General features: G+C 65.1%; 14 protein-coding genes. 8 read left to right on the forward strand and 6 right to left on the reverse strand.

Annotation, left to right across the window (positions count from 1 at the left end):
* Positions 1 to 58: 58 nt before the first annotated feature.
* On the reverse strand, positions 59 to 760 hold the full coding sequence (gene aqpZ / locus VFG49_RS06415) for an aquaporin Z (RefSeq protein ID WP_324858687.1): 702 nt from the start codon (positions 758 to 760) through the stop codon (positions 59 to 61).
* Positions 761 to 1217: 457 nt separating this feature from the next.
* On the opposite strand from aqpZ, the gene VFG49_RS06420 reads away from it, so the two are divergent.
* Complete coding sequence (locus tag VFG49_RS06420; protein WP_324858688.1) at positions 1218 to 2540, forward strand: MFS transporter; 1323 nt, start codon at positions 1218 to 1220, stop codon at positions 2538 to 2540.
* 78 nt (positions 2541 to 2618) lie between these two features.
* Here the strand turns inward: VFG49_RS06420 and hflD are convergent, their stop codons facing one another.
* From hflD to VFG49_RS06435, 3 genes are read right to left on the reverse strand one after another with little or no spacing between them, the layout of a single operon-like run.
* The gene (hflD, locus tag VFG49_RS06425) at positions 2619 to 3242 is read right to left on the reverse strand and encodes a high frequency lysogenization protein HflD (RefSeq protein ID WP_324858689.1); all 624 of its coding nucleotides are present in this window, start codon (positions 3240 to 3242) and stop codon (positions 2619 to 2621) included.
* Positions 3243 to 3252: 10 nt separating this feature from the next.
* Positions 3253 to 4392, reverse strand: a complete 1140-nt coding sequence (mnmA, locus tag VFG49_RS06430; protein WP_324858690.1) for a tRNA 2-thiouridine(34) synthase MnmA — start codon at positions 4390 to 4392, stop codon at positions 3253 to 3255.
* Positions 4389 to 4883, reverse strand: a complete 495-nt coding sequence (locus VFG49_RS06435; RefSeq protein ID WP_324858691.1) for an NUDIX hydrolase — start codon at positions 4881 to 4883, stop codon at positions 4389 to 4391. Before VFG49_RS06435 ends, mnmA begins: the two co-directional genes overlap by 4 nt.
* Positions 4884 to 5035: 152 nt before the next feature.
* Between VFG49_RS06435 and clpS the strand changes: the two genes are divergently transcribed.
* Together clpS and clpA are read left to right on the forward strand one after the other, a co-directional pair.
* Positions 5036 to 5362 (forward strand): ATP-dependent Clp protease adapter ClpS, encoded by a 327-nt coding sequence (gene clpS, locus VFG49_RS06440; RefSeq protein WP_019466735.1) that lies wholly within the window; start codon positions 5036 to 5038, stop codon positions 5360 to 5362.
* A 61-nt stretch (positions 5363 to 5423) separates the two neighbouring features.
* Positions 5424 to 7691: an ATP-dependent Clp protease ATP-binding subunit ClpA gene (gene clpA / locus VFG49_RS06445; protein WP_324858692.1), complete on the forward strand. Its 2268-nt coding sequence runs from the start codon at positions 5424 to 5426 to the stop codon at positions 7689 to 7691.
* A gap of 159 nt (positions 7692 to 7850) precedes the next feature.
* Here clpA and infA read toward each other — a convergent pair whose 3' ends face one another.
* Together infA and VFG49_RS06455 are read right to left on the reverse strand one after the other, a co-directional pair.
* A complete protein-coding gene (infA, locus tag VFG49_RS06450; protein WP_019466733.1) occupies positions 7851 to 8069 on the reverse strand; it encodes a translation initiation factor IF-1 in 219 nt (72 codons plus the stop codon).
* Between the two features lie 82 nt (positions 8070 to 8151).
* Positions 8152 to 8427, reverse strand: coding sequence for a polyhydroxyalkanoic acid system family protein (locus VFG49_RS06455; protein WP_324858693.1), 276 nt, complete (start codon positions 8425 to 8427; stop codon positions 8152 to 8154).
* A gap of 101 nt (positions 8428 to 8528) precedes the next feature.
* Here VFG49_RS06455 and VFG49_RS06460 point away from each other — a divergent pair, with 101 nt between their 5' ends.
* The 5 genes from VFG49_RS06460 (at position 8529) to kdsB (ending at position 13900) form a co-directional block, all read left to right on the forward strand.
* Positions 8529 to 9296: an FHA domain-containing protein gene (locus tag VFG49_RS06460; RefSeq protein WP_324858694.1), complete on the forward strand. Its 768-nt coding sequence runs from the start codon at positions 8529 to 8531 to the stop codon at positions 9294 to 9296.
* A gap of 99 nt (positions 9297 to 9395) precedes the next feature.
* A complete protein-coding gene (gene serC, locus VFG49_RS06465; protein ID WP_324858695.1) occupies positions 9396 to 10481 on the forward strand; it encodes a 3-phosphoserine/phosphohydroxythreonine transaminase in 1086 nt (361 codons plus the stop codon).
* Between the two features lie 79 nt (positions 10482 to 10560).
* A complete protein-coding gene (gene pheA, locus VFG49_RS06470; protein ID WP_324858696.1) occupies positions 10561 to 11649 on the forward strand; it encodes a prephenate dehydratase in 1089 nt (362 codons plus the stop codon).
* Between the two features lie 39 nt (positions 11650 to 11688).
* Positions 11689 to 12987, forward strand: a complete 1299-nt coding sequence (gene aroA, locus VFG49_RS06475) for a 3-phosphoshikimate 1-carboxyvinyltransferase (protein WP_324858697.1) — start codon at positions 11689 to 11691, stop codon at positions 12985 to 12987.
* Positions 12988 to 13129: 142 nt separating this feature from the next.
* Positions 13130 to 13900, forward strand: coding sequence for a 3-deoxy-manno-octulosonate cytidylyltransferase (gene kdsB, locus VFG49_RS06480; protein ID WP_324858698.1), 771 nt, complete (start codon positions 13130 to 13132; stop codon positions 13898 to 13900).
* Positions 13901 to 14033 lie beyond the last annotated feature (133 nt).

Here is a 14033-nt window from a genome sequence, read left to right on the forward strand (position 1 = left end):
GCGACCTTGACACAAGGCGGCGCGACGCCCATCTGGGCGCCACGCCCCGTTTGTCACTTCACTCGCGCCATTCCAACAGGTGGCGGTGAATCAGTCCGCCCACCGCGCCGCCGATCAGCGGCACCAGCCAGAACATCCACAGCTGCTGGAGGGCCCAGCCGCCCTGGAAAATCGCCACGCCGGTGCTGCGCGCGGGGTTCACCGAGGTGTTGGTGATCGGGATACTGATCAGGTGGATCAGGGTGAGGGCGAGGCCGATGGCCAGCGGCGCGAAACCGGTGGGCGCCAGCTTGTGGGTGGTGCCGTTGATCACGATCAGGAAGAACGCCGTCAGTACGAACTCGGCCACGATGCATGCCTGCAATGAGTAGCCGCCAGGCGAATGGTCGCCGTAACCATTGGAAGCGAATCCGCTGGCCGCGGCGTCAAAGCCAGGCTTGCCGCTGGCAATCAGGTAGAGCACGGCGCCAGCAGCAATGCCGCCCACGACCTGGGCGATCCAGTAAGGCACGACATCCTTGGCGGGAAAGCGTCCGCCCGCACACAGGCCCAGGGTTACGGCAGGATTGAAATGACCGCCGGACACATGACCCACGGCATACGCCATGGTCACCACGGTAAGGCCGAAGGCGAGGGCGACGCCGGCAAAGCCGATGCCCAGCTCGGGAAAGGCCGCGGCGAAGATGGCACTGCCGCAACCGCCAAAGACCAACCAGAACGTACCGAAGAACTCAGCTCCCAAACGCTTGCCCATAGACATGGGGACTCTCCTTGCTGTGGGATGCCCTGTTCCATGTGACGGTCGCGCTGCGACGATCGTTGGCCGGCCTTCGCGTCTTTGATGCAGGCGCGGGCAGGCGATCTCGCGCCGGGTGGCTGGCGCCCGGCGGAAGCGATCTCAAGGCCATGGGTGGAGGGCAGGCGCGCGCGTGTTGACCGGGTAGCGCGTCGCGCTGCCTCGTGCCAGGTCTCTCCCTCCGCGCACGCTCCGGCCATCGACCACCCCGTCAAATGGAACAGGACACCCCTTGGTTTTAGGGAAAAGCTGCTCGCGCATCCCTGCGTGACGTCCGCACCGCTCCTGACCCCGGTACCGTCCCGGGCGGCCATAGGCTAGCAAATCCCCACATTGCGATTAGATGAAGCCCGACCCAGTGGATCGCGGCCCCCTTTGTGTATGCTGCCGCGTCGCTTACTCAACGAGTGCAGAATCACCGATGGCGCAGGTTCTCTCGACCGCTTCTTCCATCGCTTCCGGCCGGCGAACCCTGGCCGGTGGCGATATCCGGACGCTGCTGCTCGCTTCGCTGGGCGGTGCCCTGGAGTTCTACGACTTCGTGGTGTTCGTATTCTTCGCGCTGCCGCTGAGCCACCTGTTCTTTCCGCCCGACACCGCGCCCTGGCTCGCCCAGTTGCAGGTCTACGGCATCTTCGCGGCCGGCTACCTGGCGCGACCGTTGGGTGGCATCGTGATGGCGCACTTTGGCGACCGCCAGGGTCGCAAGCGGGTGTTCACGCTCAGCGTGTTCCTGATGGCGCTGCCGACGCTCGCCATCGGCCTCCTGCCCGTGTATGCGCAAGTGGGCCTGCTCGCGCCGCTGCTATTGCTGCTGATGCGCGTGGTGCAGGGCGTGGCCATCGGTGGGGAAGTCCCCGGCGCGTGGGTCTTCGTGGCCGAGCACGCACCGCCGGGACGGGTCGGCTTTGCCTGCGGCTGCCTGACCTCGGGCCTCACGGTCGGCATCCTCATCGGTTCGTTGACGGCCGCGTGGATCAATCACCACCTGCCGGCAGAGGACGTGCTGCGTTGGGGATGGCGCGCGCCATTCCTGCTGGGCGGCGTGTTCGGCTTCGTTGCCGTGTGGTTGCGCCGCTGGCTCAGCGAAACGCCGGTATTCGCCGAGCTGCGCGAGCGCAAGGCTTTGAGCGATGAACTTCCCCTGCGCACCGTGCTTGCCGGTCACGGCAGCAGCGTGCTGCTGTCGATGGCGGTTACCTGGATGCTGACGGCGGCCATCCTGGTGCTGATCCTGATGCTGCCGACGCTGGTGCAAAAGGGCTTCGGCATCGCGGCGGACGTGGCATTCCTTGGCAACAGCCTGGCAGCGTTCTGCCTGGGCGTGGGCTGCGTGGCCTATGGCTGGCTGGCGGACCGCATCGGTGGTCCGCGCGCGCTGCTGGTGGGTTCCTTGGCGCTGGTCGCCGGCACCTATGCGTTGTTCGCTGACCTGACCACCGGCGGCACGCACTTTCTGCCGCTGTATGCGCTCACCGGTTTCCTGGTGGGCGCCGTCGGCGTCGTGCCGACGATCATGGTGGCGGCGTTTCCGCCGGCCATCCGCTATTCCGGCCTGTCCTTCGCCTACAACGTGGCCTACGCGGTGTTCGGCGCGGCCACGGCGCCACTGATCGCCTATCTGGCCGAACGCGCCGGGCGCATGGCGCCCGCGCACTATCTGGCGATCACCGCGGTGGTCAGCGTGGCGGTGGCGTTGTGGCTGATGACGGCGAAGAAGGGATCGCAGGGCGAAGTCATTTAAGCGCGAGACTTCGCCGTTTCACCTCGGCTCGTCATCCCGGCCCTTGCCCTCTTTGGGGGTGCGGCGGGATGACGAAACTCAAGTGTTGTTGATCGTCGACCCCGTCAACAGCCCGCGCGCCAGCATGCTGCACTGTTTGCGATACAGCAGCATCTGCCACTGACGTCCACCCAGCTGTCGCCACAGCACAGCTGAGCGCACGGCGGCGAGCAGGTTGGTTCGCACCTTCTCCACCACGGCCGGCTGCTGCAGTTGCTGCGGGTTGCCGGTGACCATCACCCGCGGCTTGAGCGTGGACAGCGTACCGGCGTAGAGCTCGGCCAGGCGCTTCATCACCTGTGGGGAGTCCGCGCCGAAATGCTCCACCTGCCGCTGGGCGGCCACGACGCCTTGCTGCAGGCGATCGAGCAGGTCGCTTCGGCGCGACAGGCTGCGCTCAAGACGCATCACGGTGAAGGACATGCGGGTAATGGCGACATCACGATTGTTCTCGTCCAGCAGGGCGATCAGCTGCCGCAGGCCCAACCGTACCGCGGCCACGTCTCCATAGACACCCACGACCGATGGCGCGTCGATGCGGAACACACTGGCCATGCTGGCAGCCATCGCAACCTCGTCGCAGCGGCCTTCGTTGGCCAATTGCTGGGCAAGGCTGGTGGCCTGGAACAGGCCGGCCAGGGCGATCACGCGTTCTTCGTTCATGGCAAAAGCTTCAAACACCGGAAAGAGACTCGAAGATGGCAGAGGAGGGCGACGCATCATTCCAACCGCCGTAAGGCGCGTCGGTGCGGTCGATCACGGCGCCGCCGAGACAGGCTTCGCCGTCGTAGAACACCACGGACTGGCCCGGCGTGACGGCGCGCTGCGGCTCGTCGAAAATCACCTCCAGGCCGTCGGTCAGCACGATCACCTCGCACGCCTGGTCGGGCTGGCGATAGCGCGTCTTTGCCGTGCAACGAAAGCGCTGCGCGGGCGGGGCGCCGGCCACCCAACTGGGCGGCTCGGCATGCAGCCGGTGCGAGTATAGCCAGTGATTTTCGCCGCCCTGGGCGACGATCAGCACGTTGTTGGCGACATCCTTGCCCACCACGTACCACGCGTCGCCGCTGGCGCCGTGGCGGCCACCGATCCCCAAGCCATTGCGCTGCCCCAGGGTGTAATACATCACGCCCTGGTGTTCGCCCACGGTCTCGCCTTCGGGCGTGCGCATCGGGCCGGGCTGCGCCGGGATGTATTGCGCCAGGAAGCTGCGGAAGTCGCGCTCGCCAATGAAGCAGATGCCGGTGGAATCCTTTTTGGCGTGGGTCGGCAGGGCCGCTTCGAGCGCCATCTGCCGTACCAGGGACTTCTCGATTTCGCCCACGGGAAACAACGTCGCCGCAAGCTGCTGCTGCCCCAGGGCGTGCAGGAAGTACGTCTGGTCCTTGGACGCGTCGATGGCGCGCAGCAACCGATACTTGCCTTCGTGGAAATCCACCCGGGCGTAATGCCCTGTGGCGATCTTCTCCGCCCCGAGGGTGTGTGCTTCGTCCAGGAAGGTCTTGAACTTGATCTCCCGGTTGCACAACACATCGGGGTTCGGCGTGCGACCCACGCGATATTCCGCCAGGAAGTGCTCGAACACGCCGTCCCAGTATGCCGCCGCGAAATTGCGGGCGTGGAACGGGATGCCAAGGCGGCCGCACACGGCCACGGCGTCCTTGCGATCGGCGTCGGTGGTACAGGGGCCGTCGCGGTCGTCCTCTTCCCAGTTCTGCATGAACAGGCCTTCGACCTCGTGCCCGGCCTGTTGCAGCAAGAGCGCTGCCACGGACGAATCGACGCCGCCGGAGATCCCGAGCATCACTTTCACGGGTAACGATCCTCGGCCAACAGGCTGTGCAGCATGCCCAGCGGGAAACGCTGGCCAGCCAGCCAGGCATCGATGCTCATCAGCACCAGTGGGCTGCGCAAGCGATCGCCCAGCGCAACGATTTCGTCGCGGGTCAGCCACAGTGCGCGGCGGATGCCCTTGTCGAGCGATCGTTGCGGATCGTGGCTGGTCGCGCGCGCCGCGAAGCTGAAACGGACCACACCGTCGCCATGCTCGGTGCTGCGCCATTGGTGCACGCCAATCAGATGCTCCAGCTCCACCGTCCAGCCCGTTTCCTCGAGCGTCTCACGCACGGCAGCAGTGGCGAGGCTTTCCCCGTTATCCAGATGACCCGCAGGCTGGTTGTACGCGAGGCGCCCGTTCACCTCCTCTTCGACGATGAGGAAGCGATCGCCATCGGCGACGACGCACGCCACCGTGACATGCGGGCACCAGGTGGTTTCGGCGGATGTGAAGGAAGAATCGGCCATGGGGCGTTTGGCGGCTGCAACAGGGCTGGAAAAGCCGTCATTGTGCCATTACCTGAAGGCGAGCCGCCCTCGATGGCTCGCGCGACCGAAGACACAGGCCGCGAGCAGGCGGCAGCGCTATACTTTTTCCCAGGAAATCTCACGTAGAACCCATGGCTCACGAACCCGAACACGAACAAGGCAGCGGTCACGGCCTGGCGCTCGAAACCTCGCGACCCGAGGTGGCTCGCCCCCCTCTCTTCCAGGTAGTGCTGCTGAACGATGATTTCACCCCGATGGATTTCGTGGTCGAGGTGCTGCGCAGCTTCTTCAACCTGGACCAGGAACGTGCCGTGCAGGTGATGTTGCACGTCCATACGCGAGGGAAGGGCGTTTGCGGGGTATTTACCCGGGAAGTGGCCGAGACCAAGGTCACCCAGGTGAACGAATATTCACGTGCTCATCAGCATCCTTTGTTGTGCACTATGGAAAAGCTCTAACAAGCCCCATTTTGTAGCCATCGCGGCATAGCCGCCCTGCCACATAGCGGAGAAGGTCCGGATGTTCAGCAAGGATCTCGAAGTCACCATCGGCCAGTGCTACAAACAGGCCCGCGAGCAGCGTCATGAATTCATGACGGTGGAACACCTGTTGCTCGCCCTTACCGAAAACCAATCGGCCCTCGGCGCCCTGCGCGCCTGCGGCGTCGACCTGCCGCGCCTAACGCGCGAGCTGGAAAAAATCATCGCCGAGACCGTTCCCGTGCTGCCGCACGGCGACGAGCGCGACACGCAACCCACGCTGGGCTTCCAGCGCGTATTGCAGCGCGCGGTCTATCACGTGCAATCCTCCGGCCGCAAGGAAGTCACTGGCGCCAACGTGCTGGTGGCCATCTTTGGCGAAAAGGATTCGCACGCCGTGTATTTCCTGCACCAGCAGGAGATCACCCGTCTGGACGTGGTCAACTACATTTCGCACGGCATCGCCAAGATCGGCGATGAGCCGTCGAGCAGCATGCCGGGTGGTGAGCGCGAGAGCGAAGACGGCGAGCCCAAGGGCAATCCGCTGAGCGAGTACGCCAGCAACCTCAACGAGCTGGCGCTGGAAGGCAAGATCGATCCGCTGATCGGCCGCCAGGACGAAATCGAGCGCACCATCCAGGTGCTGTGCCGCCGCCGCAAGAACAACCCGCTTTACGTGGGTGAGGCTGGCGTGGGCAAGACCGCGCTCGCCGAGGGCCTGGCCAAGCGCATCGTCGATGGCGAAGTGCCCGAGGTGCTCGAGAACGCCACCATCTGGTCGCTGGATCTCGGCGCGCTGGTCGCCGGCACCAAGTACCGCGGTGATTTCGAGAAGCGCCTGAAGGCGGTGATCGGCCAGTTGAAGAAGCAGCCCGGCGCGATCCTCTTCATCGACGAGATCCACACCATCATCGGCGCCGGCTCCGCTTCCGGCGGCACCATGGACGCGAGCAACCTGATCAAGCCGATGCTGGCATCGGGCGAGCTGCGTTGCATCGGCTCCACCACGTTCCAGGAATTCCGCGGCATCTTTGAGAAGGACCGGGCACTGGCCCGTCGCTTCCAGAAGATCGATGTGGTCGAACCGACCGTGGCCGATAGCCTGGAAATCCTCAAGGGCCTGCGCTCGCGCTTCGAAGAGCATCACAACGTCGCCTACACCAACGAGGCACTGAAGGCGGCGGTGGATCTGTCGGTGAAGCACATTCCCGACCGGCTGCTGCCTGACAAGGCCATCGACGTCATCGACGAGGCGGGTGCACGCCAACGGCTGCTCCCGGTCGACCAGCGCACTGGCAAGATCGACGTGCCGGAAGTCGAGTACATCGTGGCGAAGATGGCGCGCATCCCTGCCAAGCAGGTGTCGGCGTCCGATCGCGATGTGCTGAAGAACCTGGAACGCAACCTCAAAATGGTGGTGTTCGGCCAGGACCCGGCCATCGAGGCGCTGGCCGCTTCGATCAAGATGGCGCGTTCGGGTCTGGCCGATCCGTCCAAGCCGATCGGCTGCTTCCTGCTTGCCGGTCCCACCGGTGTGGGCAAGACCGAGGTGACCAAGCAGTTGGCGATGCAGCTGGGCATCGAGATGATCCGCTTCGACATGTCCGAGTACATGGAGGCGCATTCGGTCTCGCGCCTGGTCGGTGCACCTCCGGGCTACGTCGGTTTCGACCAGGGCGGCCTGCTCACCGAGGCGGTGACCAAGCATCCGCACGCGGTACTGCTGCTCGACGAAATCGAGAAAGCGCATCCGGACGTGTACAACATCCTGCTGCAGGTGATGGATCGCGGCGTGCTGACGGATACGAACGGTCGCGAGGCCAACTTCAAGAACGTGATCGTGGTGATGACCACGAACGCCGGCGCCCAGCAGGCCTCGCGCCGCGGCATCGGCTTCGTCAAGCAGAACCATTCGATGGATTCGATGGAAGTGATCCGCCGCACCTTCACGCCGGAGTTCCGCAACCGACTGGACGCGGTCATCCAGTTCACCCCGCTGGATTTCGACCACATCCTGCGCGTGGTGGACAAGTTCGTGATCGAGCTGGAAGCCCAGCTGGCCGAAAAGCACGTATCGCTGGACGTAGGCGCCGATGCGCGTCGCTGGCTGGCCGAACACGGCTTCGACCCGCAGATGGGTGCTCGCCCGATGGCTCGTGTCATCCAGGAGAAGGTGAAGCGTCCGCTGGCCGACGAACTGCTGTTTGGCAAATTGGCCGACGGTGGCAAGGTCATCCTGAGCGTCAAGGATGGCGAGCTGTTGGTCAGCACCGAGGCGGCAGAGAAGTTGCCGGCACCGGTGGTCTGAGTCCAGGCTCGTTGGGAAACGAAAAAGGCCGCGCAGTGCGCGGCCTTTCTTTTGCCTGCTTCCGTTGGGGCGCACTCTGTGCGCGACGGCGGAGGCCGGGCTTCAACGCTCCATGGGCTTTTCGCGCACAGGGTGCGCTCCTGCAAGGAGAGCGTTTTATTACTTCATGCGGTAGGTGATACGACCCTTGGTCAAGTCGTACGGGGTCATCTCTACCTTCACCTTGTCGCCGGTGAGGATGCGGATGTAATGCTTGCGCATGCGGCCGGAAATATGGGCCGTGATGACGTGGCCGTTTTCCAGCTGCACGCGGAACATGGTGTTGGGCAGGGTCTCCTGGACCGTGCCTTCCATTTCGATGACGTCGTCTTTGGCCATGCGTTCCGGTTGGGCTAGGGCAGCCGTCATGGCCGCGTAAGCCGTCGAGTATGCCACGGAAGTTGCTATGGTTAAAGAAATATCAGCCGAAGTGCTCATCCAGCTTGCGACGGATTTCCTGCTCCACCATGCCCTTGAGGGGGGCCAGCATCATGCCGAGCTCGGCCGTGACCTGGATGGCATCCTTTTCCACAGCGATGCTGCCGTTCACGCCCGGGCGGGAAAAACGCAGGGTATCGCCTTGCCATTGGCCGTCCATGCCGAACTTCTCGCGCATGCGTGCGGCGACCTTGTCGACCACGGCACGGGCCTCGTCCAGGGACAGCTGATGGGGTCGGCGGATGTCGATCTTGGGCATGAGGCGCTCCTGAAAAACTAAACCGTCATCGTATGCCAGATGTGCTCGGAGCGGACCTGGGCATCTGCTAGAGTCCCCGGCGACTATTCAGCGGTTCACCGATGCGCATCGAGTTTCCCAATTCGGCCCGAGAGGATTTCCACTGGGACGCCCCCACCTTGCGGATCGGCAGCGCACCGGACAACGACCTGATCCTGGCGGCGCGCCAGGCGGGCGCGCACCATTTGAAGATCCTGCTCGATCGCCGTGGCTGGGTGCTCCAGGTCCTGCCCGAAGGCACCCGCGTCTATGTGAACGCGCGGCCGGTGCGCGAAAAGGCCCTGTTGCGCGCAGGCGACGTCCTCAGCGTGGGCGACTGCCGCATGCTGCTTCGTTCCGACGAGGAGCCCGCCTTGAGCCTGCCCGTGACGGTTCCGGCGGAAGGGCGTTGCACGGTGGCTTTGCGCGCGGTGGCGGGTCCCCTGTCGGGGCGTGTGCTGCCGCTGCAGGAAAAGCTGGAATTGGGGCCGCTGGGTCGCGTCCCACTGGAGCTGCCGCAGGGCGAAGCCGCCTCGCTGGCCGTGACCTGGCGGGACGGACAGCTCTGGCTTGAGGCCGGCCAGCAATCCGATCGCTATCCCTTGCGCGTGAATGGCGCACCGGTCCAGCGGGCCACGTTGCGCCCCGGGGACCAGATCGGGCTGGGCATGCACCGTTTCGTGGTGGACGCTCCCGGGCTGGAGCCCGAGCCGGAAATCGTCCTGCCAGAGCCTGTGCTTGAGCATCTTCCCGAGGAAGATGCAGGTCCGCGAGGCGAAGTGTGGTGGTTGATCGCCACGGCCGCCGTGCTTGCCCTGGGCATCGCGGTGGCGTTGCTCGTTCGCTTTTGAGGCCCGATCCGGGCGTTTCGCTGATCGCCTTGCGGCCGTTGACGGCCGGTTGCTGCGACGCGGCATAATGCGGTGATTCTCCCCGCGAAGGCGTCATCCGTGAGCAGACTCTGGAATTTCAGCGCCGGTCCCGCCGCGCTGCCACAGCCCGTCCTTGAGCGCGCCCAGCGCGAACTGCTGGATTGGCAAGGTTGCGGCGCCTCGGTCATGGAGCTGTCCCATCGCGGCAAGCTGTTCACCGGGCTGGCGCAGCAGGCCGAGGCGGACCTGCGCGAGCTGCTGGACATTCCGGGCGATTACGCCGTGTTGTTCCTGCAGGGCGGCGCCACCCAGCATTTCGCGCAGATTCCCATGAACCTCGCCGCTGAAGGCGCCAGCGCGGACTACGTGGTCACCGGCCACTGGGGCGAGAAGGCAGCCAGCGAGGCAGCACCGTACGTCAAGGTGAACCTGGCCGCGAGCAGCAAGAGCGAACACTACTTTCGCCTACCGCCGCGTGAAACCTGGCAGCTCGATCCGCGCGCTGCCTATGTGCACTACACGCCCAATGAAACGATCCACGGCGTGGAATTCCACGACATTCCGGACGTGGGCGACGTGCCGCTGGTTGCCGACATGTCATCGGACATCCTTTCCGGCCCGATCGACGTCTCGAAATTCGGCCTGATCTATGCCGGCGCGCAGAAGAATATTGGTCCGTCCGGCCTGGTCGTGCTGATCATCCGACGCGACCTGCTTGAACGCACTACGCGTCCGATGGCACGCATCTTCCGCTACGCCGACCACGCGGCGAACGACTCCATGCTCAACACGCCCAACACGTGGGGCTGGTATCTCGCCGGCCTGACCTTCCAGTGGCTGAAGGAGCAGGGTGGACTCAGCGCGATGCGCGAACACAACGCGGCCAAGGCGGCGCTGCTGTACGCCGCGATCGAGCATTCCAGCGGCTACTACCGCAGCCCCATCGAGCCTTCCGCGCGCTCGCGCATGAATGTGCCTTTCACACTGCACGACAGCGCGCTGGATGCGGACTTCCTCAAGGAGTCCGAAGCCGCGGGCCTGCTGGCGCTCAAGGGGCACAAGGCCGTCGGCGGCATGCGCGCATCGCTCTACAACGCGGTGCCGCTGGAAGCGGTGCAGGCGCTGGTGGCTTTCATGAAGGACTTCGCCAACCGTCACGGATGAAACCGTTGCGTGGCTTGAGCCACATCGCGGACTATTCCCGGTTCCCCGTTTGGACGGCTTTCCCTCCAGAACACATGACATGACCGACAAAAAAACCTCGCTCACGGATGTGCGCCAGCACATCGACAGCATCGATCAGCAGATCCAGCAGCTGATCTCCGAGCGCGCCGGCTGGGCGCAGGAAGTGGCGCGCGTGAAGGGCGAGGGGCTTTCGGCCATCGACTATTACCGGCCAGAGCGCGAGGCGCACGTGCTGCGCATGGTGGTCGATCGCAACAACGGTCCGCTCACCGACACCGAAATGGTGCGCCTGTTTCGCGAAATCATGTCGTCGTGCCTCGCGCAGGAAGATCCCCTGAAGGTTGGCTTCCTTGGCCCGGAGGGGACCTTCAGCGAGCAGGCGGTGCGCAAGCATTTCGGCCACGCGGCTTATGGCCTGCCGCTGGGCAGCATCGAGGAAGTATTCCAGGAGGTCGCCGCCGGTCATGCCGATTTCGGCGTGGTGCCGGTGGAAAACTCCGGGCAGGGCATGATCCAGGTGACGCTGGACATGTTCCTCACCTCCGACGCCACCATCTGCGGCGAAGTCGAGTTGCGCGTGCACCAATGCCTGCATTCGCTCAACGGCCGGCTTGAGGACATCAAGCGCGTCTACGCCCATGCCCAGTCGCTGCAGCAGTGCAAGACATGGTTGCGGATCAATCTTCCCAACGTGGAATGCATCGCCGTGGGCAGCAATGCCGAAGCTGCTCGCCTGGCGCGCCATGCGGACGACGCCGGCGCCATCGCGGGCGAAACGGCGGGTCGCGTGTACGGGCTCAAGACGGTGGCGCAGGCCATCGAAGACCGTGCCGACAACACCACACGCTTCCTGGTGATCGGCCGCTCGCTGTTTCCGCCGTCGGGCAACGACCGCACGTCGTTGCTGATCACGGTGAACGACAAGCCGGGCGCGCTTTACCACGTGCTCAAGCCGTTCGCCGAACATGGCATCAGCCTCAATCGCATCGAATCGCGCCCGGCGCATTCGGGCAAATGGCAGTACGCGTTCTTCATCGACGTGTCCGGCCACGTCAACGACGAGCCGATGCAGGCCGCGATGAAGGAAATGGGCGAAGCCGCCGCGCAGGTGCGCGTGCTTGGTTCGTACCCGGTGGCGTTGCCCTGACATGCACGCGGTCGCCTTGGTGACCGCCGGAGATTTCCCGTGACCCGACTTGACTGGACCAGCCAACCTGGCGGCGCGTTGCACGGCAGCGTGCGTGTGCCGGGCGACAAATCCGTATCGCACCGCGCCATGATGCTGGGTGCGCTGGCCGATGGCACCTCGCATATCCGCGGCTTCCTGGAAGGCGAAGACACGCGAGCAACCGCCGCCGTGATGCAGCAGCTGGGCGTGCGCATCGAGACGCCCGCCGAGGGCGAGCGCCTGGTACATGGCGTGGGCCTGCATGGCCTCCGTGGCACGACGCAGGCGCTGGATTGCGGCAACGCCGGCACCGGCATGCGATTACTGGCCGGCCTGCTGGCAGGGCAGGCGTTCGACAGCACGCTGGTCGGTGACGAGTCGCTGTCCAGGCGCCCGATGAAGCGCGTCACCGATCCGCTGGCACTCATGGGCGCGCGAATCGACACGCAGGATGGCCTGCCTCCGCTGATCGTACGCGGCGGCCAGCCGCTGCGCGGCATCTCGTACACGCTGCCGGTCGCCAGTGCGCAGGTGAAATCGGCGCTGTTGCTGGCGGGCCTGTACGCACAGGGCGAAACCGAAGTGATCGAGCCGCATCCCACGCGCGACTACACCGAGCGCATGCTTGCGGCGTTCGGCTGGCCCATCGAGTTTTCGCCGGGTCGCGCAAAGCTGTCGGGCGGCCATGCGTTGCGTGCCACCAGCGTGGACGTGCCCGCCGACTTTTCCTCCGCTGCGTTCTTCCTCGTCGCCGCAAGCATCGTGCCGGGTTCCGAGCTGCGTTTGCCGGCCGTGGGCCTCAATCCGCGCCGCACCGGCCTGTTGCAGGCATTGCGCCTGATGGGCGCGGACATTCGTATCGAGAACGAGCGTGAAAGCGGCGGCGAGCCGGTGGGTGACCTGGTGGTGCGCCATGCGCCGCTGCACGGCATCGAGCTGCCTGAAGCATTGGTGCCCGACATGATCGACGAGTTTCCCGCGTTGTTCGTGGCGGCGGCGGTGGCGAAGGGCAAGACTGTCGTTCGCGGCGCCGCGGAGCTGCGCGTCAAGGAATCGGACCGCCTTGCGGCCATGGCCAACGGACTGCGCGCACTGGGCATATCCGTCGACGAGGCGCCGGACGGAGCGACCATCGACGGTGGCCTCATCAGTGGTGGCACCATCGACAGCCATGGTGATCACCGCATCGCGATGAGTTTCGCCGTGGCGGGGCTGGTTGCCAGCGGGCCTGTCCAGATTGGCGATTGCGCCAACGTAGCCACCTCGTTCCCGGGGTTCCTCGGGTTGGCCAATGGTTGCGGGTTTCGGTTGGCTTGAGCGTCCGCACCACCTGTAGGGGCGCACCCAGTGCGCGAATAACCCACGCAGCAGCAACGGCATCACGCCGCGGTCGCGCACTGGGTGCGCTCCTGCAAAAAAGCGGTTTCCGGTAGGCTTGGCGCCTCACGTCGAGGTCGCCATGTCCACCACCCCACCTTTCATTGTCGCCATTCCCGCCCGCTACGGTTCCACGCGCCTGCCGGCGAAGCCGTTGCGTGAGATCGCGGGCGTGCCGATGGTGGTGCGCGTGGCGCAGCGCGCGCTGCAGGCGGGCGCCACGCAGGTGGTGGTGGCCGTGGACGATCAGCGCATTGCCGATGCGCTGGCCGGGCAGGGCGTGGAGGTGTGCATGACGCGCAGCGACCATGCTTCCGGCAGTGATCGCCTGGCCGAATGCGCCGTGCACTATGGCTGGGCGGATGACGCCATCGTGGTGAACCTGCAGGGCGACGAGCCATTTGCACCTGCGGCAGGGATCCGCGAAGTGGCCCGTGCGCTGGCGGAAGACGACGCACCCATGGCCACGCTCGCTACGCCGATCACCGAGGCGCACGAGCTGTTCGATCCCAACGTCGTGAAACTCGTGCGCACCGAGGCAGGCCGTGCGCTCTATTTCAGCCGTGCGCCGCTGCCGTGGGCACGCGATGCGTTTGCGGTGCATCGCAACGTGCTGCCGGCAGACGTATCTTTCCTGCGCCATATCGGCATCTATGCGTATCGGGCGGGATTTCTCAAACGCTACACCACGCTTTCGCGCACGCCGCTGGAACAGGCCGAATCACTCGAACAACTGCGCGTGATGGAACACGGCCATCCCATTGCCGTGCGCCTGACGCCCGAGCCGTTTCCGCCGGGCATCGATACGGAAGCCGACCTGGAGCGCGCGGAGCAATGGTTGGCGAAAGGCTGATGGTTTCAGCGGCGTCGGCGTACCAGCGCCACGAATGCGCCAGCGAGCAGCAATCCCAGCACGAGGCCAATGCCCGCACCCCATAGTGCACCTTCATTGCCACCGATCGCGCGCCCACGGCAGCGGTGCACGG

Origin of the sequence: Dyella sp., assembly GCF_035685885.1 — a bacterium.
Classification (GTDB): Bacteria; Pseudomonadota; Gammaproteobacteria; order Xanthomonadales; family Rhodanobacteraceae; genus Dyella.